Annotated in this window: 19 protein-coding genes; 14 read left to right on the top strand and 5 right to left on the bottom strand. The window is 41.0% G+C overall.

Annotation, left to right across the window (positions count from 1 at the left end):
• Positions 1–34: 34 nt before the first annotated feature.
• The 8 genes from QZT69_RS11145 to clpX all read left to right on the top strand — a co-directional run bounded on the left by QZT69_RS11145 (position 35) and on the right by clpX (position 10,934).
• Positions 35–1,774, top strand: coding sequence for a GldM family protein (locus QZT69_RS11145; RefSeq protein WP_294674098.1), 1,740 nt, complete (start codon positions 35–37; stop codon positions 1,772–1,774).
• A gap of 29 nt (positions 1,775–1,803) precedes the next feature.
• Entirely contained in the window at positions 1,804–2,814 is a 1,011-nt protein-coding gene (gene gldN, locus QZT69_RS11140; protein WP_294674096.1) for a gliding motility protein GldN, read from the top strand.
• 123 nt (positions 2,815–2,937) lie between these two features.
• Positions 2,938–3,936 (top strand): gliding motility protein GldN, encoded by a 999-nt coding sequence (gldN, locus tag QZT69_RS11135; RefSeq protein ID WP_294674094.1) that lies wholly within the window; start codon positions 2,938–2,940, stop codon positions 3,934–3,936.
• Positions 3,937–4,043: 107 nt separating this feature from the next.
• Positions 4,044–5,780, top strand: coding sequence for a GldM family protein (locus tag QZT69_RS11130; RefSeq protein WP_294674092.1), 1,737 nt, complete (start codon positions 4,044–4,046; stop codon positions 5,778–5,780).
• Between the two features lie 58 nt (positions 5,781–5,838).
• Entirely contained in the window at positions 5,839–7,773 is a 1,935-nt protein-coding gene (locus tag QZT69_RS11125) for an ABC-F family ATP-binding cassette domain-containing protein (protein ID WP_294674090.1), read from the top strand.
• 84 nt (positions 7,774–7,857) lie between these two features.
• Entirely contained in the window at positions 7,858–8,655 is a 798-nt protein-coding gene (locus QZT69_RS11120; protein ID WP_294674088.1) for a DUF2797 domain-containing protein, read from the top strand.
• A gap of 315 nt (positions 8,656–8,970) precedes the next feature.
• Positions 8,971–9,639 carry an ATP-dependent Clp endopeptidase proteolytic subunit ClpP gene (gene clpP / locus QZT69_RS11115; RefSeq protein WP_144332731.1) on the top strand — a complete coding sequence of 223 codons (669 nt, stop codon included), beginning with the start codon at positions 8,971–8,973 and terminating at the stop codon, positions 9,637–9,639.
• A 74-nt stretch (positions 9,640–9,713) separates the two neighbouring features.
• On the top strand, positions 9,714–10,934 hold the full coding sequence (clpX, locus tag QZT69_RS11110; RefSeq protein ID WP_294674083.1) for an ATP-dependent Clp protease ATP-binding subunit ClpX: 1,221 nt from the start codon (positions 9,714–9,716) through the stop codon (positions 10,932–10,934).
• Between the two features lie 70 nt (positions 10,935–11,004).
• Here the strand turns inward: clpX and trmB are convergent, their stop codons facing one another.
• Positions 11,005–11,685, bottom strand: a complete 681-nt coding sequence (gene trmB / locus QZT69_RS11105) for a tRNA (guanosine(46)-N7)-methyltransferase TrmB (RefSeq protein ID WP_294674081.1) — start codon at positions 11,683–11,685, stop codon at positions 11,005–11,007.
• A 108-nt stretch (positions 11,686–11,793) separates the two neighbouring features.
• Here trmB and QZT69_RS11100 point away from each other — a divergent pair, with 108 nt between their 5' ends.
• On the top strand, positions 11,794–13,782 hold the full coding sequence (locus tag QZT69_RS11100; RefSeq protein WP_294674079.1) for a KUP/HAK/KT family potassium transporter: 1,989 nt from the start codon (positions 11,794–11,796) through the stop codon (positions 13,780–13,782).
• Positions 13,783–13,787: 5 nt separating this feature from the next.
• Positions 13,788–14,723 carry a glycosyltransferase gene (locus QZT69_RS11095; protein ID WP_294674077.1) on the top strand — a complete coding sequence of 312 codons (936 nt, stop codon included), beginning with the start codon at positions 13,788–13,790 and terminating at the stop codon, positions 14,721–14,723.
• A gap of 58 nt (positions 14,724–14,781) precedes the next feature.
• On the opposite strand, the gene QZT69_RS11090 is transcribed toward QZT69_RS11095, so the two are convergent.
• Both QZT69_RS11090 and QZT69_RS11085 read right to left on the bottom strand, forming a co-directional pair.
• A complete protein-coding gene (locus QZT69_RS11090) occupies positions 14,782–15,867 on the bottom strand; it encodes an ATP-binding protein (RefSeq protein ID WP_294674075.1) in 1,086 nt (361 codons plus the stop codon).
• Positions 15,864–16,553 carry a response regulator transcription factor gene (locus QZT69_RS11085; RefSeq protein ID WP_294674073.1) on the bottom strand — a complete coding sequence of 230 codons (690 nt, stop codon included), beginning with the start codon at positions 16,551–16,553 and terminating at the stop codon, positions 15,864–15,866. The genes QZT69_RS11090 and QZT69_RS11085 overlap by 4 nt, the downstream gene beginning before the upstream one ends.
• A 168-nt stretch (positions 16,554–16,721) precedes the next feature.
• Here QZT69_RS11085 and truA point away from each other — a divergent pair, with 168 nt between their 5' ends.
• Both truA and QZT69_RS11075 read left to right on the top strand, forming a co-directional pair.
• A complete protein-coding gene (gene truA, locus QZT69_RS11080) occupies positions 16,722–17,486 on the top strand; it encodes a tRNA pseudouridine(38-40) synthase TruA (RefSeq protein WP_294674071.1) in 765 nt (254 codons plus the stop codon).
• A 2-nt stretch (positions 17,487–17,488) separates the two neighbouring features.
• Positions 17,489–20,440 (top strand): histidine kinase, encoded by a 2,952-nt coding sequence (locus QZT69_RS11075; RefSeq protein WP_294674069.1) that lies wholly within the window; start codon positions 17,489–17,491, stop codon positions 20,438–20,440.
• Between the two features lie 51 nt (positions 20,441–20,491).
• On the opposite strand, the gene tyrS is transcribed toward QZT69_RS11075, so the two are convergent.
• The gene (tyrS, locus tag QZT69_RS11070) at positions 20,492–21,772 is read right to left on the bottom strand and encodes a tyrosine--tRNA ligase (RefSeq protein ID WP_294674068.1); all 1,281 of its coding nucleotides are present in this window, start codon (positions 21,770–21,772) and stop codon (positions 20,492–20,494) included.
• Positions 21,773–21,888: 116 nt separating this feature from the next.
• On the opposite strand from tyrS, the gene QZT69_RS11065 reads away from it, so the two are divergent.
• Together QZT69_RS11065 and aqpZ are read left to right on the top strand one after the other, a co-directional pair.
• Positions 21,889–22,566 (top strand): queuosine precursor transporter, encoded by a 678-nt coding sequence (locus QZT69_RS11065; protein ID WP_294674065.1) that lies wholly within the window; start codon positions 21,889–21,891, stop codon positions 22,564–22,566.
• Positions 22,567–22,818: 252 nt separating this feature from the next.
• The gene (gene aqpZ / locus QZT69_RS11060) at positions 22,819–23,505 is read left to right on the top strand and encodes an aquaporin Z (RefSeq protein ID WP_294674063.1); all 687 of its coding nucleotides are present in this window, start codon (positions 22,819–22,821) and stop codon (positions 23,503–23,505) included.
• A 68-nt stretch (positions 23,506–23,573) separates the two neighbouring features.
• Here aqpZ and gldA read toward each other — a convergent pair whose 3' ends face one another.
• On the bottom strand, positions 23,574–24,476 hold the full coding sequence (gene gldA / locus QZT69_RS11055) for a gliding motility-associated ABC transporter ATP-binding subunit GldA (protein WP_294674061.1): 903 nt from the start codon (positions 24,474–24,476) through the stop codon (positions 23,574–23,576).
• Positions 24,477–24,588 lie beyond the last annotated feature (112 nt).

Here is a 24,588-nt window from a genome sequence, read left to right as displayed (position 1 = left end):
TATTACTAACAGTAAATAACAAAATTTAGAAGTCATGGCAGGTGGAAAAGAAACCCCAAGACAGAAGATGATCGGTATGATGTATTTGGTATTGACAGCGCTACTTGCGTTGAACGTATCAAAGCAGATTCTCGATGCTTTTGTCGCAATTGAAGAAAACATACAAAAAGCAAATATCGCCCAAATTGAAAGAGGTGATAAATTTAAATCGGATGTTGATGAAGAGTTGACAACAACTCCTAAGAATGCCGAAAATGCTGCTAAGAGAGAAAAATTGCAGAAGATTTTAGGTCAGATGGAAGAAGTTAATAAGATGTCTGACAAACTGCTTAAAAGCATCGATGCAATTAAATTGGAAATCTTAGAGAAGTCCGGTGAAGCTGTAAAAGAATACAAAAAGGATGATGAGAATACCATTCTTTGGGAAAAAGCTTCTGTTTGTAAGCCTATCCGTATGAACTTGATGGCTGTTCAGGCGAAAGATCAGTACGATATCCCAATGCATGAGATCGTAGGAGAAGATATCAAAACTCCAACCGGTAAAGGAAAGCAGTTGTGGGCTGATTTTAATAAGTTCCGTGCAGACCTTGTAAGTACAGTAGGTTCTTACAAAGAAGGAGGAAAGACGTATACTATCACTCCGAAAGCAATCAATACCTACAAAAGCAATGCTGATTTGGTAAAGCAGGTAACTGATATGGTTAAGAAAAGCAATGTGAATCACATGGAGGATGACCAGGCTTTAAGTGACTTGTATATTAACCTGACAAAACCGGAGCGAGTAAAAGTTCACGACATGGAAGGTATCCACTGGATTGGTGCTACATTTGACCATTCTCCATTGGTAGCTGCTGTTGCATCTTTGACTTCTATGCAGCAGGATGTATTGGCTGCACGTGCTTATGCACTTGCACACTTGAAATCTAAAGTTTCTACAGGTGAATTCTCGTTCAACAAAATTATGCCTTTGGCATACGGTCCGGTGATCGCTAACACAGGTGATGAGGTTGAATTGAAAGTAATGATGGCAGCATTTGACTCGGATAACCAACCGGAAGTAACTTCAAATAGCGGTACAATTGAGATCGCTGGTGGTCAGGGTACTATTAAAACTAAAGTTTCCGGAGGTGCTGAAATGGTATTGAGTGGAACTGTTTCCATTAAGAACAAATCAGGAGTTAAGAAACCAGGTAACTGGACGCATACAATCAAGATTATGAAACCACAAGGAACGGTTTCTCTTCCTGAATTGAATGTATTATACAAAGGATATAACAATATTGTTGAAGGAGTTGCTTCTGGTTACGATCAGACAATCTTGAACGGTAACGGAGTTACTTTGTCTAAATCCGGAAATCAGTATATCGGACGTGTGAGTGGTGCCGGAAGAACAGCTACAATCTCAATCTCCGGTAAAAACTCTGTAACAAATAAAACAGTTTCTTTGGGAACATTCACTTTCCGTGTAATGAACCTTCCGCCTCCAACATTGTTCTTCGGAGCAGTTGAAGATGGTGGTAAAGCTTCTAAAGCAGAAACTCGCTTGTTTGCACGTTATGCAGATAGTCCGTTGAAAGCTGAATTCTCTGTTCAAACATGGGAACTGAACGTTGCGGGTGCTCCTCGTCCTGCTAAAGGATCTGGAAATACTTTGAACGCGGACGGTATCAGCTTAATGAAACAAGCAAAACCAGGATCAACTATCAGCTTCATGACGCAAGTTAAGGGGCCGGATGGAATCCTACGTAAGAAAAGTGGTGTATTTACCATTTAATGAATAAAATAAATAATAGAGTGTCAATCATGAAACGTTTAGTTCTATTAAGTACCTTGTTTGCCGGTTCGTTATTAACGAACGCGCAGGAGATCAATGGTGGACCAGTGAATGTTCCTCAGGCGGATGTAATCGACGGGGTGTATATGACAGAACATATACCTACCAAAAGAATGATCCCTTATGAGTTTGTTCGTGAAGCTGATGTAGTCTGGAGTCATCGTGTTTGGCGTATGATCGATATGCGTGAGAAAATGAATCATCCGATTTATTTGCCGTTTGATAAACACACTCCATCCGGACAGTATGTAAGAAATACGAGCCGTTGGTCTTTGTGGACAATCATGCGTCACCATATCATCAACGGAGATTTGAAAGTGTTTTCACCGTATAACCCATATCAGTTTGATATGTTGGATGGAGATCAATTCAAATATCCGGTAGTACCTGAAGCAGGTAAGAATTATTATACCGATTCTTTATTCCGCGATAAGGTCTTCTATTATTTAGGAAAATTAGGTGCTCAAAGTGATGTTCCATTGACAAATGAGTTCGGGGATCCGATTGAAATTACACTTCCTGACGGAACAATTACTTTCAAATATCCTCCTGCTGATACCATGTGGATCGATTCTGAGAACATTGTACAGTACCGTATCAAAGAAGATTGGTTCTTTGACAAAGAAAGATCTGTATTGGATGTGCGTATTTTGGGAATTGCTCCTGTAACTTACAGAGAGGAAGAATCTCCAACAGGTGGAAAAACAATTACCGGAATGGATGAGAAATTCTGGTTGTATTTCCCTCACTGTCGTTACATTCTTGCAAATTACTTTGTGTACAACGAAAAGAACGACGCTCAATGGCAAAGTTTTGACGATTTGTTCTGGCAACGTCGATTTACAAGTACCATCTACCGTGAAAGTAATGTTTTCGATCGCGAGATCGACAGCTACAAAACAGGTGTAGATGCATTGATGGAATCTGAGAAGATAACAGAAGAAATTAGAAACTTCGAACACGACGTTTGGAATTTCTAATCGAATCAAAAAAATAGAAAACCCCGACATTGCCAAGCAATCGTCGGGGTTTTTGTTTATAACTACCTGACTTACAAGTGTAACCAATGGCTGTTTTTGGCGCTATCTGAAAAACCCAAAGCCATGAAGAGAGTTACCTTAATCTTATTTCTTGCGGCAGCTTATGATGTAACTGCCCAATGTGAATCCACGGATTTCATTTCGATGACGCCAACCCTGGATTATCCCTATGTCAAAGAACACATTCTTACCAAGAAAACGGTTCCTTATGAATACGTGCGTGAAGCCGATGTTGTGTGGAGTAAACGTGTCTGGAGGGAAATCGATCTGAGACAGAAAATCAATCATCCGCTTTATTATCCGCTTGATCATCATACTCCATCGGGGCAGTATGTAAGAAACACGAATTGCTGGTCTTTATGGACGATTATGAGGCATCACATTATGAACGGTGAATTAAAGATCTTCTCGTCTTACAATCCCTATCAATTCGATATTGTGGACGGAGACCAGTTCAAATACCCGATTGCCCCCGGACCCGGAGGGAATTACTGCAATGATTCTGTATTCAGGAATGAAGTGTTTTATTACTTAGGTAAACTTGGACCTGAATCAGATGTTATTTTATCTACCTGGGATGGGAGAGATTCTACCCGATGGGTAAATGGTGTAGAAGAATTTGTTTACGCGGACAGAGATACTTTCTGGATCGATTCCGAGCACATCGTTAAATACCTGCTCAAGGAAGATTGGTTTTTCGATAAGGAACGCTCGGTGATGGATGTACGCATCATGGGAATTGCTCCGGTGGTACTGAAAGAAGAAACAGCCCCGAACGGACAAAAAATGATTGCCGGTTTGGAAACCAAATTCTGGGTCTACTTCCCGCATTTGAGATATCTATTGACCAATTATTACGTGTATAATGAAAAGAACGACGCCCAATGGATGAGTTTCGATGATTTGTTCTGGAAACGGCGATTTTCAAGTACCGTTTACAAGGAAAGTAATGTTTTCGACAGATCTATTGACAGCTATCGGACGGGAGTGGATGCATTACAGGAGTCTGCAGATATCATTGAAGGTATCCGGACTTTTGAACAGGATGTCTGGAATTTCTAAATGAAGATTTCAATCCCGATGATCACTTCCGACATCGGGATTTTTTTGCCTCCCTGTTACTAATCGGAAAAATGACATTCGATTGGTATAACCTTAAAATTTAAGTCATGGCAGGAGGAAAAGAAACCCCAAGACAAAAGATGATCGGAATGATGTACCTGGTACTGACCGCACTTTTGGCATTGAATGTATCCAAAACAATTTTGGATGCTTTCGTTGCAATTGAAGAAAATACACAGAAATCGAACGGCATGCAGGTAGACCGCGGCTCGGAATTTATTGCTGATGTGTCCAGTGAAATTAGTTCGACTGACGGAAAGGAGAACGCGGAAAAGCTTCGGAAATTGAAAAAAGTAATGAAGCAGATGAAACAGGTTGATCAACTCTCCGCAAACCTGATACAAGAAATTGACCAGGTGAAAATGGAATTGTTGAGAGAATCGGGGGAGGAAGTTACAACCATCAAACCGCAGGATAACAATACGATTATTTGGGAAAAGGGCGAAGGCTGTAAGCCGATCCGGATGAATCTGAAAGCCGTAGAGGCCCAGGACGAGTACGATATCCCCATGTACATTCTGATTGGTGATGACATCAGGAATCCTACCGGAAAGGGAAAGAAGATCTGGAATGATTACAACGGATTCCGGTCGAAATTGATCCAAACAATCGGAACGTACCGGGAAGGAAAAAAAGCGTATTCCATCAATCCTAAAGCGATTAATTCCTATAAAAGCAACCAGGATTTGAAAAAACAGGTGGAACAAATGATCCGATCATCCAAAGCGAATTTGCGGGACGATGAAGAAATTATTTCAACCATTTACATGAATCTGACCAAACCCGAACGAGTTACTCAAAATGATATTGAAGAAGTTCACTGGATCGGGCAAACATTTGATCATGCTCCGCTTGTGGCTGCTTTAGCTTCCCTCTCTTCGATGCAGCAAGATATACTTTCTGCCCGTTCATTGGCATTATCACATTTAAAATCGAAAGTCTCCGTAGGAGAATATTCATTTAACAGCATCGTTGGATTGGTTTACGGACCTGAAATAGCCAATGCAGGAGACGAAGTTGAGTTGAACGTGATGATGGCGGCCTTTGATTCCGATAATCAGCCAACTGTTACCTATAATGGAAATTCTTTCCGTGGAACACAGGGAAAAGGCCTGATCAAAACCAAAGTGGGCTCAGGAACAGAAATGACTTTGAGCGGAACGGTTTCCATCAAGAACAAATCCGGACAGACGAAGACGGAGAATTGGTCACATACCATTAAGATCATGAGACCGCAGGGGACAGTTTCGCTGCCAAAGATGAATGTCCTGTACAAAGGATATGATAACCTGATAGAAGGGGTTGCGTCCGGTTACGATCAAACGTCCTTAATCGGGAATGGTGTTTCATTATCTAAATCCGGAAGCCAGCACATCGCAAAAGTTACTACCAGCGGAAGAACTGCAAATATTGATATTTATGGTGTAAATTCCGTGTCAAAAAAGCGTGTAAAACTGGGGTCTTTCCCTTTCCGAATTATGACGCTCCCAAATCCGGAGTTTTTCTTTGGAGCTGTGGAAGAAGGAGGGAAAATTTCGCCGGCAGAAAAGAATTTGTTCTCACGATATAAAAATAGTCCGCTGGATGCAAAATTCACTATTTTAAATTGGGAGTTGAGTTTGAACACAGCGCCAAGACCGGAAAAAGGAAAAGGAAATCGAATTTCTGATGAAGCAACTAAATTATTGAGGCAGGGCAGACCGGGAACGATTGTAAACGTTAAAATGGATTACGTGGGGCCTGACCAGTTAGTGCGAAAAAAAATAGCGTCGTTTGTGCTTTAATTTCAAAAAAAATGTAGGGGTGCAAAATTTTACGCCCCTACATTTTATACCTTTGTACATGCTTGTTTTGGAAAAATTGGGAGTGCATTTCCCGCAAGGTTATTTATTTGAAGAATGTTCTGCCCAGGTGAACCAGGGTGACCGCATTGGTTTGGTTGGTAAGAACGGGGCCGGAAAATCCACCTTATTGCGGTTGATTGCCCAGACAGAAAAGCCAACAGACGGTCAGATCCATCGTCAAAAGGGATTGGAGGTCGGCTTCCTGACCCAGGATATCGTTATCGATACCACACAAAGCGTATTTGATTACCTGTTTTTTTCCAATGAGCAGCTGAACCATTTGAGAAAACATATCGATGAGATCAATAAACAGCTAACCACACGTGAAGATTATGAATCAGAATCCTATTTGGAGTTATTGAATGATCTGAATGCGACCAACGACCTGTTTAATATTCACGATGGTTTTCAATGGGAGGAGAAAATTGCTTCCGTACTGGATGGATTGGGGTTCCGAAAAGATGACTTCGAGAAACCGCTGAATTCCTTCTCGGGAGGATGGAAAATGCGTGCAGAACTTGCGAAGATCTTGGTGAACAGACCCAACCTGCTTTTATTGGATGAGCCAACCAACCACCTGGATATCGTTTCGATCCAATGGTTGGAGAATTACCTGACAAAGTTTGAAGGAGCGGTTGTCGTTATTTCTCACGATCGTTTATTCCTGGATAATGTGACCAACAGGACCTGGGAAATTTCCTTCGGGAAAATCCTGGACTTCCCCTATGCTTATTCAAAGTACAAGGAATTACGCTCTGAAGAATTGGAACGCCTTGCCGAAGCTAAGAAACAGCAGGACAAAGAAATTAAACATACACAGGAGCTAATTGATAAATTCCGTGCAAAGAAGAATAAAGCTGCATTTGCGCAGTCTTTGATCAAGAAACTGGACCGCACCGAACGCATTGAATTGGAAAGTGATATAGTCGCAAAAATGAATATTTTCTTTCCGTTGAATGTACAGCCCGGAAAATGGGTCCTTGAAATGGAACATTTAGGGAAAAGCTATGGTTCCAGAACCTTGTTTAAGGATATTTCAATTACAGTCGGAAGGGGAGAGAAAATTGCGCTTCTCGGTCCGAACGGAGTCGGTAAATCGACCTTGTTCAAATGCCTGACAAAAGAAATTGATTTTGAAGGAAAAGTAGAGTACGGGCACAATGTGAAGATTACTTATTTCGCGCAGGACCAGGCAGAACGGTTGAACAAGAATTTAAGCGTTTACGAAACGGTAGATCTGGTTGCATCCGGTGATGTTCGAAAAGATCTGCGTTCTATTTTGGGAGCATTTTTGTTTTCCGGAGAAGATATCGATAAAAAAGTGGGAGTTTTGTCGGGAGGTGAAAGAACACGTTTGGCTTTATGCCAATTGCTGTTAAGTCCTTCAAATGTTTTGATCCTGGATGAGCCGACGAACCATTTGGATATTCAAAGTAAGCAGGTCTTGAAAAAAGCACTGCTTCAATACGAAGGAACCTTCTTAATCGTTTCTCACGACCGGGAATTCCTCGATGGACTGACAAACCGGATTTGGGACATTGAGAACCAAACCCTGAAAATCCATCACTTTGGAGTGTATGAATACCTGCAGCGCAAATTGTCCATGGAACCGGCTTCAGCTAAAACGGAAATTAAACCGGTACAGAAAACGGTAGAAGAACCTGTGGCAAAAACACATTCGAATGAAGAGCGCAAGGAATTAAAGCGCAAAAAAAACCAGCTTCAGAATAAGGTAAAACAACATGAGGAACGCGTTCAGGAACTGGAAAAGGAAGTAAAAGTACTGGAAGATCAGCTGGCAACCATGGATTTTTCGGATTCTGCAAAAACAACTCCGGTTTTGAAAGCGTTTGAAGAAGTCAAGTCCAAACTGGATTACTATTCGGATTTGTGGATGGAAGCAGCGGAAGAATTGGAAAGTATACAAGATTAATATTTTGAGACATTAGACAAAAGATGAAGGACTAAAGACAATTCTGTCTATAGTCTTTTGTTATCAGTCTTAAAATCTAAGAAAATGAAAGGATTATTAGATAAAATGCGTGTTTCTTTCGGGGAACCGATTCAATACCAGCTTGTTTTAAATAACGAGCCTCAAATCGGTATGAATGCTTTGATCGGAAAAGAGATCGAATTAAACTGGACCGGAAAGATTATTTGTTCGAATTGCGGAAAGCAGACTAAAAATTCTTTCGGACAAGGTTTCTGTTTTAACTGTTTTCAATCTGCTCCCCAGGCGGCACCCTGTATAATCAACCCGGAATTGTGTAAAGCCCATTTGGGAGAAGGCCGGGACATTGAGTGGGAACACAAGCATCACAACCAGCCGCACGTGGTTTACCTGGCAGCTTCCGACAGTATTAAGGTGGGAGTAACACGCGCAGAGCAAACATTTACACGCTGGATCGATCAGGGAGCATCCCATGCAATTATTTTGGCTGAAACCAGCAACAGGTACGAAGCCGGGATTATCGAAGTAGCTTTAAAATCTTACATGACCGATAAAACGAACTGGCAGCGGATGCTTAAGAACGAGATCAATCATGAATTGGACTTACTGGATGAAAAAGGAAGAGTGGAAGATTTACTGCCATTCGACATGCGTGATTTTGTGAGTATGAATGATGATATCATTTCTCTGAATTACCCGGTGGAAAAGTACCCTGTAAAAGTGAAAAGTGTCGGCTTTGACAAATCGCCGGTTATTCGAGGGAAGTTGGTCGGTATAAAAGGTCAGTACTTGATTTTTGATGACGAACGCGTACTGAATATCCGCAAGCATACGAGCTATGAAATCGAATTTTTACACGAATAAGTTTTGAACTTTTTGATGTTGTAATTATTCTAGTTAATTTCTGCCAAAAAAAGAACCAATTGTTCTGATTCGTATTAATTTTATATTTTGTCAGAAACCAGTCGATCTCTCAGTAGGCGTTTGTTCAAAAGATTCATGTGTTCAAGAATAATATCCGATAACACCGGGACAGAATAAAACAATAGATCCCGTTTGAACCAGTGAACATTTTGATTCCGATAGCTATCGGAATTTGAACCTGAAACTCTTCCAAAAGAAATCGGCTCAATTCGGAAATAACACTTAATTTAATACTTGTAAAAAAAATCTATCAACATGTTCGACAAAAACGAATTTAATAAGTACGCAACAAAGCATGTCGGAATTTCAAGCATGCACTTAGAAAGCTACATCGAATCTTCTTTAACACCTTATATTATCGAAGAACGTCATTTGAATATGACACAAATGGACGTGTTCTCACGTTTAATGATGGACCGCATTATTTTCCTGGGAACAGGGATCAATGACCAGGTTGCAAATATCATCAATGCTCAATTGTTATTCTTAGAGTCAGTTGATGCGAAGAAAGATATCCAAATTTACCTGAATTCCCCGGGAGGATCTGTTTACGCAGGTTTGGGAATTTATGACACGATGCAGTATATCAAGCCGGATGTTGCAACAATCTGTACCGGAATGGCAGCTTCTATGGGAGCAGTTCTGATGTGTGCAGGAGCTGAAGGAAAACGTTCTGCTTTGAAACACGCACGTGTAATGATCCACCAACCGCTTGGGGGTGCTCAGGGGCAGGCTTCCGATATCGAAATCACAGCACGCGAAATTCAAAAGTTGAAAAAAGAGTTGTATGATATCATCGCTACACACTCCAAGCAATCTTACGAAAAAGTATGGGCTGATTCTGACCGTGATTACTGGATGACGGCTGAAGAAGCAAAAGAATACGGAATGGTAGACGAAATCTTGCTTCGCAACCCGAAATAGTCTAACTTTGCACAATACTAACTAAGTCATCTCGGTTTAATCGAGGTGACTTTTTTGTCGATTAAAATTATACTATGTCAAAAAAGGAAACTTCCTGCTCGTTTTGTGGAAGACCACGAAGTCAAGTAGGGTTACTTATAGCTGGTTTATCAGGTCACATTTGTGATCATTGTATTGCCCAGGCACGAATGATTGTTGACGAAGATCAGTCAACCAAAACAGCTTCTCAGGGTGCTCCGGTAAATGTGTTGAAACCACAGGATATCAAGGAACGATTGGATGAATATGTAATCGGGCAGGACGATGCTAAGAAAACACTTTCTGTTGCCGTTTACAATCATTATAAACGTTTGCACCAGACAAAGATCGAAGAGGTAGAGATTGAAAAATCAAACGTGATCCTGGTTGGGCGTACCGGAACAGGAAAGACCTTACTTGCAAAAACCATTGCAAAAATGCTGAACGTTCCGTTCTGTATTGCAGATGCAACGGTGCTTACGGAAGCAGGTTATGTAGGGGAAGATGTCGAAAGTATCCTTTCCAGGCTGCTCCAGGCTGCTGATTACAATGTACAGGCAGCTCAGCACGGAATCGTATTCATTGATGAGATCGATAAAATTGCACGCAAGAGTGATAATCCTTCTATTACACGAGATGTTTCCGGAGAAGGAGTTCAGCAGGCTTTATTGAAACTGCTGGAAGGATCTACGGTGAATGTTCCGCCGCAGGGAGGAAGAAAACACCCGGAGCAGAAAATGATCGCAATCGACACGAAGAATATCCTGTTTATCTGCGGGGGTGCTTTTGACGGAATCGAACGAATTATTGCAAGTCGTGTGAACAGACAGACAATCGGGTTTGGTTCACAGGTAACTGAAAAAGTAGACGAAGACAATTTCCTGAAATACATTACTCCGACCGATGTAAAATCTTACGGTTTGATCCCGGAGTTAATCGGGCGTTTCCCGGTACTGACTTACCTGGAGCCTTTGGATGCAAAAAGCCTGAAACGAATCATTACAGAGCCTAAAAACGCAATTATCAAACAATATATACGATTATTTGAAATCGATGGAATCCGTCTGACTTTTGATGCAAACGTACTGGATTTCATTGTAGAGAAAGCAATCGAATTTAAACTGGGTGCCCGCGGATTGAGATCTATTTGTGAAGCTATCCTGACAGATGCGATGTACGAACTACCATCGAAAGATGAGAAAGAGTTTCGCGTTGACCTGGAATATGCAAAAGAGCAATTCTCGAAAAGCAAAGTTGCACGATTGAAAGTTGCATAGAGAATTATCAATTATATAAATACGTAGGGGCGAAAAATTTTTCGCCCCTACGTATTTTATCAGGTTTATTTTAATTGATTTTAAACGAGCAATACTTGATCACCGAACCTTTTGCGGTAAACAACTGTTCATAATGTGTTTTAATATGCAGGATTTCACGAATGGTCGGATCTAAATCTTCCGGCATGGACTGGTACAAATCCCATGTGGACTCGATCAGGTCATAATTGTGTTCCTGGATTTGCTCTTCTGTAGATTGGAATAAGAGGGTGGAATCTGTTTTGAGATGAACAATCCCGCCCGGTTTCAAAATGCGTCTGTAGCGCGCGATGAATTGTTCCGAAGTCAATCTTTTTCTGGGTTTCAAAGGCTGAGGATCTGAGAAGGTCAACCAAATTTCGTCTACTTCATTCGGCTCGAAATACGAATCGATGAAATCAATTTTGGTTCTAAGGAAAGCAACATTTTCGAGCTTTTCATCCAAAGCTTCTTTAGCTCCTACGAACATGCGGGAACCTTTGATGTCGACACCGATGAAATTCTTGTTTGGATAATGTCTCGCCAGCCCGACGGAATATTCTCCTTTTCCACAGCCTAATTCCAACACAATAGGATTGGAGTTCTTAAAGTAATCTTGGTGCCATTTTCCCTTCAGCGGAAAGGCGTCCTGCGGATTGGGTTCCAACGTCGGTTCAAACACATTATCCCACAATTTCATTTCCGCAAAGCGTCTCAGTTTATTCTTTCCCATAAATCAGTGCAAAAGTACACAATCTCTAAAAGTTTTTTGCGGATTTTTCATCAAATCGTAGCAAGTCATTTTATCAATATGTACCTTTATGGTTTAATTTTACGCCTTATGTCAAAAAGCCATCATCACGCGCTTTCATTCGCGGGATTGATCATCACAGTGGGAATTATTTTCGGGGATATCGGAACTTCGCCACTTTATGTATTAAAAGCAATCACCAATGCAGAACCGGTTCGCGACGCACAAGGGCACTTGATCGAGCAAGGAAAATTAATTACTGATCAGCTGATCCTGGGAGCATTGTCCTGTATATTCTGGACACTGACCTTACAAACAACCATCAAATACGTTATCATTACACTTCGTGCTGACAACAAAGGGGAAGGAGGGATTTTTTCCTTGTATACATTGGTTCGAAGACAACGTAAATGGTTGGTGATTCCTGCAATGATAGGGGGAGCAGCTCTATTAGCCGATGGGATCATTACACCGCCAATTTCCGTTTCTTCTGCAATTGAAGGGCTATCTTATATTCCTTCTATGAAGGATATTCCCATTACACCGATTGTAGTGGCAGTGATTGTATTGATTTTTGTGATCCAACAGTTCGGAACAAAATTTATCGGTCGTGCTTTCGGGCCGGTCATGATGATTTGGTTCCTCATGCTCGGAACCGTAGGTGTTTACTCATTGTGCAATGATTTTTCAATTTTGAAAGCCTTGAATCCCTATTATGCGTATGATTTATTGACTCATTATCCGAATGGATTCTGGTTGTTGGGGGCAGTATTCCTTTGTACAACAGGAGCAGAGGCTTTGTATTCCGATTTGGGACATTGTGGAAAGGAAAATATCCGTGTAAGTTGGATTTTTGTAAAAAGCATGTTGATTTTGAATTATTTTGGGCAAGGTGCATACTTGCTAAGCAAGCACTCCAACGAGTTCATCAACGAAGAAAACCCCTTTTACATGATTATTCCGGAAGGATTCAAACTGCCGGCAATTATTATTGCAACCGCAGCTGCAATTGTGGCTTCTCAAGCACTTATCTCTGGTTCATTTACGCTGATCAATGAGGCAATTCGATTAAATCTCTGGCCGCGTGTAAAAGTGAATTTCCCTTCAGATATCAAAGGTCAATTATACATCCCTTCAATCAACTGGTTCCTGATGTTCGGATGTTTGGGAGTCGTATGGATTTTCCGAAAATCTGAGAATATGGAGGCCGCTTATGGATTGTCCATTGTGCTGGCGATGATCAGTACCTCTGTGTTGCTGATCTTCTATATGGCCAGAAAGCACTGGAACCCGATTTTTAGGTATTCAATGATTGCTGTTTTCCTGGTTATTGAAGGAGGATTTGCTGTTGCACAAATCGAGAAATTTCCGGAAGGAGGTTACATTACTTTGATGATTGCATCTTTGTTGATTGCCGTGATGTATGTTATTTTCAAAAGTAAGATCATTCGTAACAGCATCATTGATTTTGTAAAGATCAAAAGCTATCTGCCCATTCTTCGAAAATTATCTGTGGATGACCAGATCCCGACATACGCAACGCACCTGGTTTACCTGACGAGTGCAGAACGTGTTGATGAAGTGGAGTCAAAAGTGTTTTATTCGATCCTTGAGCAGCAGCCCAAGCGTGCGGAGCGTTATTGGTTTGTGCATGTGATTACATCGGATGAACCATACACGAAGGAATACAAAGTAACGAAGCATGATGAAAATGATTTGATCCGTATCGATTTCAAATTAGGATTCCGCATTCAGCCGAAACTGGACATGATGTTCAAGCAGGTTGTGGAAGAATTGGTGCAGAACGGAGAGATTGAAATCAAGTCGCGGTATGCTTGTGAGTATCATCATAGTGATCATATCGGGGATTTTAAATTTATCGTAATTCGTAAGTTTTTATCGAATGACAATGAATTGCCTTGGTTCCATAAGCTGATTATGAATATGTATTTCTTCATCAAAGGACGTGCTTTATCAGAAAAGAACGAATTCGGATTGGATCCGAGTTCCTACGTGGAGGAAAATTTCCCTTACGTGCTTTCTAAAGCTGCTCCGATCAATCTGAAACGAAGTCAATAGAGAGTATGCATCCGGTCAGATTGTCACAAGAGCGCATATTATTTGCCTGCCTCAATTGGGGATACGGACATACGGCCAGATCGATTTCTTTATTAAAGCAGTTGTCCGGTCAGGAAAACGAATTGTTTATTTGTTGTAATTCAGCTCAAAAAGCAATTTTTTCCAACTACGGAATTACTGCAACATATATCGTGATTGAGGGATTTCAGTTCCGCTTTAAAGGGAATGGCAATTTTACTTCGGAAATGCGGCGCAATGCATGGCGTTTTTCCCGTGCAGTCAAACAAGAACAAAAACAAGTAGATAAACTGGTCGATGAGTTTCATATTTCATTGGTTCTGTCGGACCATTGTTACGGTTTCCGTGCTACAACGATTAAATCTGTTTTCATTACACACCAGGTTTTTTTACCGCCGAAAGCCGGCTGGATAGCGCAATGGATTCACCGCAAGTGGATGAAGCGGTTTTCGGAGATCTGGATCATGGATGAGGAACACAAACGCCTTGCGGGAGTATTGAGTGAGACTGTTCCAAAATCAAGTTATATCGGATTTTATTCGCGCTTTCAGAACCGGGAGATTTCCCTTGTTCCCGGAAAAATGGTGGGAATTGTCAGCGGTCCGGAGCCTTATTCGGAGCAGTTCTTTCATTGGATACTGGAACAGTATGGAGAAGAGCATTTAACGCTGATTACCCCGAGAATCTATTCTGAGATTCCTCAGCATGTAACTGTCATTACCGATTGGACGCGCGCTGATGCGGAAATAGCTTCAGCAGAAACGCTTATTTCCCGGAATGGTTATTCGACCCTCATGGATTTACAGGTTTTGAAAAAGAAAGCGGTACTGATACCTACCCCGGGGCAGCTGGAGCAGGAATACCTTGCTGAATTGAAGATGGACTTCGACTCTACTCAGTCGCCTTTTCAAGTCAATTTATAAGATAATAAGATATATTTCACTTTGGTCATTGAGCGGAGTAGAAATGCCGAAGCGTCAATTATTTGATCGTAATCCCCCGCGAAGTTACCAGCGTAGAAGAAGTCCCTTCAAATTTATCCAGAGAGAAAGTAAAAGTACTCCCAACACCAATGGTGCTTCGTACAGAAATCGTTTGGTTGTGTGAGTCAAGGATATGCTTTACGATGGAAAGACCTAGTCCGGATCCGCCTTCATTTCGGTTACGGCTTTTTTCAACACGGTAAAATCGTTCGAATAAGCGCGGCAATTCATGCGGTTCGATTCCCGGACCGTTATCCGAGATTTCTACTGAAACCAAATCGTCGACTTCGTAAAAACGGATTTGTGTTTCCCCGTTCTCATTTCCGTAAGAAATAGAGTTGCTGATCAGATTTGTCAAAACCTGGGCAATTTTTCCGCGGTCAGCGCGTACCATGATCTCTTTGTTGTACTCTTTTGCGAAGCGTAGTTTGATGTGTTTTTCCTGCGAGCGTAGTTCGAGACCGTCCATCACTTCTTTGGCCAATTCTTTCAGATCAAAGGGACGAAGGTCCATTTTAAGATCGTTTACTTCCAATTTGGTCAATTCGTCCAGGTCATTCAGGATATTCGTCATCCGGTCGATAGCTTTCGAAGCGCGTTCCAAAAACATCCGGTTCACTTTCTCGTCTTCCAATCCACCTTCCAGCAAGGTTAATACGTAACCCTGAATGGAAAATACGGGAGTTTTTAATTCGTGTGCCAGGTTCCCGATAAATTCACGCCTGAATTTGTCCTGTTCCTGCAGTTGAGTGATTTCTGATTTTCGCTGGTCACTCCATTGCTTAGAATCCGTTTCTGCTTTACCGATAATATCTTTGGACATGTTTATGTAAAGCTTTTCGTCGGGAACCAGTTTTCCTTTGCGGATAGAGCGGTACAGAATACGCAGCCGATTATAGATGAATTCCCTGAACAGGTAATAAAACGCGGCAAATGTTGCCAGTGAACCAAAAAGAACGATGGAAATAAAGGCTATTGCCGGAATTGGATGAAAGAAATGGACAATCAGAAGTATGAGTACTAAAGCTGCTGCTACAATACTGCTTCCTAAAAGAACAATGGTAAACGGATTTAATTTTTTCACTTTTCAGAAAATGTATAACCAACACCTTTAATGGTACGAATATACGATTCTCCTAGTTTCTCTCTCAATTTTCTGATATGAACATCGATGGTCCTTTCACCGACGATTGTTTCGTCACCCCAAACAGTTGTCAGGATTTGTTCACGTGTAAATACTTTTCCCGGTCTTGAAGCCAATAATTCGATCAGTTCAAACTCCTTTTTCGGAAGCTGAATTTCTTCATCATTCATGAATACCAGGAATTTCTCGCGATTAACCGTTATTGAGGAAGTTTTGATTTCAGCTTCAGTTCCGGTGATTCGTCCGGCTCTTCTGAGTAAAGCTTCTACTTTGGAAACCAATAAACGCGGTCTGATCGGTTTGGTGATATAATCATCCGCTCCGGCTTCAAACCCCGCAACTTGTGAATAGTCTTCTGCTCTTGAAGTCAGGAAGGCAATTAAAGGTGAATTTAGCTGAAGATCCTGGCGAATTGTCTGGCAGGCTTCAATTCCATCCATTCTCGGCATCATGACATCCATCAGGATCAGGTCCGGAGAAACTTTTTGAGCCATTTCGACTCCTTCGAGCCCATCGTTGGCAACAAATACTTTATACCCCTCCCGCTCCAGATTATACTGCAAAAATTCCAGGATATCTTTTTCGTCATCCACTAAAAGTATGGTTTGTCCCTTACTCGCTTGCATTGTGCTCGTTGTTAATGTTCGAGGCAAAAGTATCCTTGTAACTTTCCTTTATAATTACTGCTGTGTTACGAAATAATTAATTAATACCAGCCGGATTATTTTAATGTTAAGAATTGTGTAGGTAGGGCAGACTCACTGTGAAGCAAACGAATTGATTAACTTTGTCGGATGACATTTCGATATGCTCTGGAACTCGCTTATCGCGGAACGAACTATCACGGCTGGCAGGTCCAGCCAAATGCCTCTTCTGTTCAGGAAGAAATTGAAAGGCGCTTATCCCAATTAATGGGAAATAAGCCCGTTTCTGTAGTTGGCTGCGGGAGAACCGATACCGGGGTTCATGCATCTTATTATGTCTTGCATTTTGATGCAGACAGGGAACTGGATACGAATCAATTAGTCTATAAGCTAAACAAGATGCTTCCGGATGATATAGCAATTTTTTCAGCTCAAAAGGTTTCCGATGAATTTCACGCTCGTTTTTCGGCTTCTTTGCGAACCTATCATTACTTTATTCATCAGCAAAAAAATGCCTTTCTGCAGGATAGTTATCACCTGGGACCAACTATTGATTTTGATGCCATGAACCAGGCTGCCCAACTGCTGTTGGGCAAGCAGGACTTTACCTCATTTTCTAAATTGCATACGGATGTAAAAACGAATATTTGCACAGTTTCACAGGTGAAATGGAACCAGGTATCGGAAACTTCCTGGTATCTGGAAATAAGTGCAGATCGTTTTCTAAGAAACATGGTTCGAGCTGTGGTCGGGACCTTGCTGGAAGTCGGTTATGGTAACCTGGATAAAGCGGGCCTCTCGCAAATCATTGCTTCTAAGGACAGAGGAGAAGCAAAGTTATCTGTTCCGGCAAAAGGGTTGTTTTTGGTTGATATCCGATATCCGGAGGAATTGTTTGTAAAAATAGGGGGATAAGCATGAGATTGAAGCGATATATCACAATCTTGCTGACATTCTTTAGTGTAAGTGTTTTAGGTGCTCAAACAAACTGGGAACCAGCTTACAGATTATTTTCCATTAAAGAAGGGTTACCCAGTTCGGAAACCTATTTTGTACATCAAAGTCGTGAGGGATATATTTGGTTCTGTACGGACCGCGGGGTGGTAAAATATGACGGCTTTCACATGGAAGTGTTGACCACCAGGAACGGACTTCCTGACAATGTTATTTTCTGGATTTACGAAGACTATAAAGGAAGAATCTGGTTTGTTAGTTATAACGGTTTACTGAGTTATTATGATATCGAACGACATAAAGTAATCAAGTACAAATACAATCATTTAATAGCTGACTACATTGGCAATAATTTATACCCGCATAAAACGTTTTGTGTCGATGAAAAAGACAATGTGTATTTCAGTTCCGGGAATAACGGCATTTTAAAGATCGATTCGAAGGGAAGAGCACATTCCTCAACTTATAGAGGAGAACCTTTAACATTTAATCTCATTAATGGAACTTATCTCTCTACTTTCGATATTCTAATGACCAAACTTCGGGGAGATATATTTAAAGCGACCATCCGGAAAAATGGGAAATTGGATCTTCGGACGCAGAACAAAAAAGCCTATACTACTACCATGCAGAATTACCTCACGGAGCTAAAAACCGTAAACGGGGTAAGGGTTATGCGCGTACAAGACTGTTTTTACGATGTGGACCATCCGGGAACAACGCTTCACTTTCCGGGAACTACCGGTTTTTTTCCTGTAAAAAACGATTTGTGGATTACGACGGTAAACGGAACATACAAATTGAAGAACGTACCGAAATACGGACTTGCACGTGCGCCCAGGAAGCATCTTCTTCAGGGCTTCAGGGTTTCAGCGGTACTAAAGGACAGGGAAAAAGGGATGTGGTTTTCAACACTTGACAAGGGAATTGTTTATATGCCGAACTCCATTGTGAAGAACCTGTCTGTTTTTGAGAATTCCAGAGAAGTGGATGTTACCCATATTGAAGTGGATGCTGATAAGGATATTTTTTACTCGAACCATATGGGAGTTTTCCGTTTGAGAGATCATTATCCGCTTTTAAGGTCTAACCATATTTCAAGGAATGTTATTTCGCGCCTTGGTAAAGTGTTATTGGTGTCAAAAATCAAAAAAAATGTCCCGGTTGATTTGAGCGGTGAAAAGTATTGGTTTGTTCCGAATTATTACGACAGTTTCAATGAGAATGATACTAGTGTGCTTATTTGTTCATCGTTTGTAGTGCGTATTAATAAAAGAACACGCCGACTTGATACACTCTATGATTATTTTGCCTCCATAAAATACAACAAGAACCTGCATCATTTTTTTGAAACGGTTTGTTCTTCCGATAAAGGGGAAATCTTTGTGGGCAATGCCAAAGGGTTGTTTTGTTTGAAAAAAAATAACATTGTCGATAATTCCATGTTTCCAATGGAAATTAGAGGTAACCGCGTTTCCTGTGTCAGGTATTCCAAAGAGCTTGGTTTGGTCATTGGTACGAGAGGTGAAGGGATATACGTTTTTAAAAATGGAAAAATTATTCATCATATTACCGTCGCAAATGGTTTGTTGAGTGATCAGATCAACAAGATACAGATCGATAAAAACGGGAATACATGCTGGGTTGCCACAAACAGCGGTGTGTCGAAGCTGTTTTTTCTGGGAAATAAATACGTCAGAATCCACAATATATTAAGTGTTAATGGTTTGGCAACCAATGAAGTGAATTACATTTGCCTGGATGGAGAAGTCGTTTACCTGGCCACAAAAAAAGGGATTTCAAAGTTTCCGGAAGATTTGGGTTTTCTGTTGAATCCTTTGAGAAAACAGGTTTCCGTAAAGGAGTTGAATATAGATGGAAATATTTTTTATCCGAAAACGACTTACGTAGAAGTTTCCAGTGGCTCTAAAATGATCCATATCGAATTGCGTTCAACGAATTATAAGAGTTTGGGAAGCCAAAAATACAAGTATAGGCTTTCTGAAGCGGATAAATGGACATACGGTAATTCCGGAAGCATTGATTTTTATGATTTGACCTCCGGAGAGTATCATTTGGAATTGTCATACTTGAGTGATAATGGTATTTGGCAAAAACCATATGGAATTTTAACGCTGAATAAGCAGCCCAAATTTGTCGAGACATTCTGGTTTTACCTGTTCCTGGTATTGAGCAGTTTTTTACTGGCGTTTGTACTTTTCAGAATCAGGGCAGTTCAGATTAACCGCCAGCGAAAGTATAAGCGTCAAATTGAAAAACTGGAACAAAAAGCCCTTTTGGCACAAATGAATCCGCATTTTATATTTAATTCCCTGAATTCGATTCAAAGTTTTTTGGTTTACAATGAAAATGACCTGGCTGAGAAATACCTGCAGATGCTTTCACAGTTGATTCGTATGACTTTGAATAACTCACGCGAAAGCGAGGTAACAATCCGCCAGGAAATAGATGTTTTAACCAAGTATATAGCACTTGAAAAAATGCGTTTCAAAGACCGCTTTGATTTTGAGATTATCGTTTCACTGACGCATACCGAGCTCCAAAAATTTATTCCTCCGATGTTGATACAGCCATTTGTGGAAAACGCAATTATTCATGGATTTAAAGGCTTGGAGATTGCCGGAAAACTGGAAGTGAATTTTAAAGAGCTGGCAGAGAATAGACTGGTAGTTGAGGTGACGGATAATGGAACAGGCTACGATTCTAATGAACCAGGCAGACTCCATTCAGAGCATAAATCGTATGGTATGCAGATTACGTCGGAACGTTTAAGTCTATTCAAAGAAAAATACAATACCGAGTTTGATTTTGTAGTTGAACATCTTACAGATGAGGCCGGAAATCCCAAAGGGACCAAAGTGGTTATTTCGATTCCGATTTTCAATAAGGAATAACATTTTTATGGGCACGCCCTTACTTACGTGCCCATTTTTCAAATCGGTTCTTTATTCTACAATTACGATGTAATTATTCTTCTTTCCTTTTCCTAAAAGGATGAATTTTTCGTTAATCAGATCACTTGGGCCAACCAGTGTTCCTTCGCTAACCTTGTCCTTGTTCAAAGAAATAGCATTGGCTTTTAATTCGCGTTTTGCTTCGCCGTTGGATGCCAGGAATCCCGTTTTTGCTGATAATAGGTCAACAATACTAATTCCTTCATTCAATTCTGAGCGTTTAATTGTTGCCATTGGAACACCATCAAAAATGCTTAGGAACGTATCGTTAGATAATTTTTTTAAATCTTCCGAAGTTGATTTACCGAATAATATATTGGAAGCAGCGATCGCCATTTCCAGAGCTTCTTTTCCATGGACGCGAATAGTCACTTCTTCTGCAATTGCTTTTTGTAACGCACGCAGGTGAGGTGCTTCGTTGTGTTCTTTTTCAATAGCTTCTATTTCCTCCTTTGACTTCAGAGTGTAGAAGCGGATCAGTTTAACAGCATCAGCGTCTGTTGCATTCAGCCAGAACTGATAGAACGCATAAGGACTTGTTTTTTCCGGGTCCAGCCAAACTGTTCCGGATTCTGTTTTCCCGAATTTTCCACCATCAGCCTTTGTCAATAGCGGACAAGTAAATGCATAAGCTTCCCCGCCTGCAATTCTCCGTACTAATTCTGTTCCTGTTGTGATATTTCCCCACTGGTCCGATCCCCCGAACTGTACTTTTACGTTGTTTGTCCGGTACAAATGCAGAAAGTCATAACCCTGGATCAACTGGTATGAGAATTCCGTAAATGAAATCCCTGTTTCGATGCGTTTTTTTACCGAATCCTTCGCGCTCATATAATTTACGGTAATGTGTTTTCCAACGTCCCGGATAAATTCCAGGAAGGAGAAATGCCTCATCCAATCGTAATTATTGACCAGTTCTGCTTTGTTTTCCCCTTCTTCAAAATCGAGGAATTTACGTAATTGATTTTGAACAGAAGCAACATTGTGATTCAGCGTTTTTTCGTCCAGCAAATTGCGCTCTGCAGATTTCCCCGATGGATCTCCTACCATTCCAGTGGCCCCACCCACTAATGCGTATGGTTTGTGACCGGCCAATTGGAAGTGTTTCAATAACATGATAGGAAGCAGGTTCCCAACGTGCAAAGAATCTGAAGTAGGATCAAAGCCCACATACCCGGATGTCATTTCTTTAAGCAGTTGTTCTTCCAAACCGGGCATGATATCCTGGATCATCCCTCTCCATCTTAACTCTTCAATGACATTCTTTTTCATGCGTCTTTTTTTTCGGGGTTGTTATTTATTGGCGCAAAAATAGGGATTATTCCTCTTTTCGATCGAAGTTTCCATGATTGGGATCGTGAAAGCCCTAAAATATAGTATCTTCGACCATGCTTCAAACACGAAAAGAAATAGCATTTATGGTGATGGCCGGAGTTTTCATCACCAGTGCCATCGTTGCTGAATTGATTTCTGCAAAGCTGGTTTACATGGGGCCTTACCTGGCTCCAATGATTGCCGGGATTGTTCCGTGGCCGGTAGTTTTCTTGTTGACCGATGTCATGAACGAATATTTCGGTAAACAAGCCGTTCGCAGGTTGAGCTGGATTACAACTGCATTAATTGCTTTTTGTTTCATTGTCGTTTATTGTGCGGTTCAACTTCCTACCGCCGAAGGTTCCTGGCTTTCAGACAAGGAATTTGCTAAAGCATTCGGTGGTTCATTATGGATCATGGTTGGAAGTATAACGGCATTTATTGTTTCGCAATTGCTGGATGTTCAGCTCTTCCATTTTTTCAATAAACTTACCAAAGGAAAAATGATCTGGCTGCGCAGTACGGGTTCAACGGTTGTTTCTCAATTGGTCGATTCATTTATCGTTGCAATCATCGGTTTATATCTTTCCGGAGCTTACCCGTTGAAAATGGTCTTGGTTTTAGCGATCACCGGTTATCTGACCAAATTACTGATAGCAGTTTGCCTTACACCATTGATCTATGTGATGCATTACCTGGCAAAACGCATTTTGGGCGAAAAACAGGAGCATGTTATTCCTGATACGGACTAAGAGAACAACTCTTTTCAATTAATTGGATGAATGAACTCTATAATCTATGTGCTTCGTGGTGAAAATAACCACTTTAGCACAAAGAACACGAGTAATATTTCTTTTGACACTATGAACAGGTCATTGCTGTTTGTAAGATACGCGGAGAGAAACCGGTAATCATCTGAATTAGTTGTTTTTCTGGATAATAAGGTTATATTTAGTTTGATTTATCTTATGGTGAGATAAGGTTTTTAACTATAAACGCTATTTATGAAAAAATTAATTGCTGAATTTATCGGAACCTTTTGGTTGGTGCTGGGAGGTTGCGGAAGTGCTGTTTTAGCAGCCGGGTATCCTGAACTTGGAATTGGATTTGTAGGAGTTTCCATTGCTTTTGGTTTAACTGTATTGACAATGGCTTATGCAATTGGTCATATTTCTGGCTGTCATCTGAATCCGGCGGTTACAATTGGATTGTGGGTCGGTGGAAGGTTTGAGACCAAAGATGTATTTCCATACATTGCTTCACAAGTGCTGGGAGGAATTGCCGGAGCGGGAATCCTGTATCTGATTGCAAGCGGAAAATCGGGGTTTGAATTGGGGGGATTTGCAGCAAATGGCTATGGTGAACATTCTCCTGACGGTTATAACATGCAATCGGCATTGATTACCGAAGTGGTAATGACCTTCATTTTTTTGATTATTATTTTAGGAGCAACACACAAAAGAGCATCAGCCGGTTTTGCCGGAATTGCAATTGGTTTGGGATTAACATTAATCCATTTGATCAGTATTCCGGTTACAAATACTTCCGTAAATCCTGCAAGAAGCACTAGTCAGGCACTATTTGTACAAGGCTGGGCTTTTGAACAGCTGTGGTTGTTTTGGGTTGCTCCGATAGCCGGGGCAATTATGGCCGGACTTCTTTATAGGTTTTTGGCTCCGGATAACGAGTAGATTAGAATATAGGAAATGGAAAAGGGCTTCAATTGAGGCTCTTTAGCTATTAAAAGATTGAATAAACTTTATTTCGTCAATGACTTGAAGACTTCTTCGAGTGATTTCTCTTCGGTTCTCAATGTCAGAACAAGCAGGTTGTTTTTCTGAGCGAATTGAGCAACCGTTTTTCGCAGATCATCCACAGACTGGCTCTCGATGAGGTACCTGGAATCGGAGATGCGTTCGATTTTGGAAACCCCCGGGATTTTTTGAAGCAGGTTCTTTGAAACTGTGCCGTCGAATTCTGCGTAAACAACTTGTGTATCAGTTTCAACTTGTAAGTTTGAAGCTAAGTTGTCAGCAACCAGTTTACCCTGACGAATAATGACAACGCGGTCACAAATCGCTTCTACTTCCTGCAAAATGTGGGTAGAAAGCATAACGGTTTTTTCCTTCCCGATACGTCTGATCAACTCACGGATCTCCACCAATTGGTTCGGGTCCAAACCGGAAGTAGGTTCATCCAGGATCAATACATCCGGATTGTGGATGATTGCCTGTGCAAGTCCCACACGCTGACGGTAACCTTTGGAAAGCATGCCGATCTTTTTGTTCTGCTCTACTTCCAAACCTACCAATTTGATCATTTCCTTTACCCGTTCTTTCAGGTTTTTCACTTTGTAAATCTTCCCGACAAATTCAAGGTATTCCTTTACATACATATCCAGGTACAAAGGGTTGTTTTCCGGAAGATAACCGATGCGCTTTCTGGTTTCAATAGAATCTACAGAAACGGGAATACCGCAAACACTGATTTCTCCCTGGGTTGCAGGAATGAAACCGGTAATCATTTTCATGGTCGTTGATTTACCTGCTCCGTTAGGCCCTAAGAAACCAATGATCTCACCTTTCCCAACTGAAAAAGTAATATCATTCACCGCTGCTTGTTCCCCGTAATATTTGGAAAGGTTTTTTACTTCAATCGACATACTAAAAACTTTGCTGCGAAGATAACGAATGGGAATGGAATAACGTTGGTTTTGAGTAACGCAAAGTATAAAGAGAAGGGTTATAGTATAAAATTTCACCGCAAAGAATGCA

It is taken from the genome of uncultured Fluviicola sp. (genome assembly GCF_902168135.1).
In the GTDB taxonomy this organism is placed as follows: domain Bacteria; phylum Bacteroidota; class Bacteroidia; order Flavobacteriales_D; family Crocinitomicaceae; genus Fluviicola.
Note: the sequence above shows the minus strand (reverse complement) of the source record. Positions and strands in the feature narration are given on the sequence as shown.

Coding starts and splice junctions, on each gene's coding strand:
- clpX (WP_294674083.1), top strand. CDS start 9,714: ATGTCAAAAAAGGAAACTTCCTGCTCGTTTTGTGGAAGACCACGAAGT.
- gldA (WP_294674061.1), bottom strand. CDS start 24,476: ATGTCGATTGAAGTAAAAAACCTTTCCAAATATTACGGGGAACAAGCA.
- tyrS (WP_294674068.1), bottom strand. CDS start 21,772: ATGAAAAAGAATGTCATTGAAGAGTTAAGATGGAGAGGGATGATCCAG.
- QZT69_RS11130 (WP_294674092.1), top strand. CDS start 4,044: ATGGCAGGAGGAAAAGAAACCCCAAGACAAAAGATGATCGGAATGATG.
- aqpZ (WP_294674063.1), top strand. CDS start 22,819: ATGAAAAAATTAATTGCTGAATTTATCGGAACCTTTTGGTTGGTGCTG.
- QZT69_RS11100 (WP_294674079.1), top strand. CDS start 11,794: ATGTCAAAAAGCCATCATCACGCGCTTTCATTCGCGGGATTGATCATC.
- gldN (WP_294674096.1), top strand. CDS start 1,804: ATGAAACGTTTAGTTCTATTAAGTACCTTGTTTGCCGGTTCGTTATTA.
- gldN (WP_294674094.1), top strand. CDS start 2,938: ATGAAGAGAGTTACCTTAATCTTATTTCTTGCGGCAGCTTATGATGTA.
- QZT69_RS11085 (WP_294674073.1), bottom strand. CDS start 16,553: ATGCAAGCGAGTAAGGGACAAACCATACTTTTAGTGGATGACGAAAAA.
- QZT69_RS11145 (WP_294674098.1), top strand. CDS start 35: ATGGCAGGTGGAAAAGAAACCCCAAGACAGAAGATGATCGGTATGATG.
- trmB (WP_294674081.1), bottom strand. CDS start 11,685: ATGGGAAAGAATAAACTGAGACGCTTTGCGGAAATGAAATTGTGGGAT.
- QZT69_RS11125 (WP_294674090.1), top strand. CDS start 5,839: ATGCTTGTTTTGGAAAAATTGGGAGTGCATTTCCCGCAAGGTTATTTA.
- truA (WP_294674071.1), top strand. CDS start 16,722: ATGACATTTCGATATGCTCTGGAACTCGCTTATCGCGGAACGAACTAT.
- QZT69_RS11065 (WP_294674065.1), top strand. CDS start 21,889: ATGCTTCAAACACGAAAAGAAATAGCATTTATGGTGATGGCCGGAGTT.
- QZT69_RS11095 (WP_294674077.1), top strand. CDS start 13,788: ATGCATCCGGTCAGATTGTCACAAGAGCGCATATTATTTGCCTGCCTC.
- QZT69_RS11120 (WP_294674088.1), top strand. CDS start 7,858: ATGAAAGGATTATTAGATAAAATGCGTGTTTCTTTCGGGGAACCGATT.
- clpP (WP_144332731.1), top strand. CDS start 8,971: ATGTTCGACAAAAACGAATTTAATAAGTACGCAACAAAGCATGTCGGA.
- QZT69_RS11075 (WP_294674069.1), top strand. CDS start 17,489: ATGAGATTGAAGCGATATATCACAATCTTGCTGACATTCTTTAGTGTA.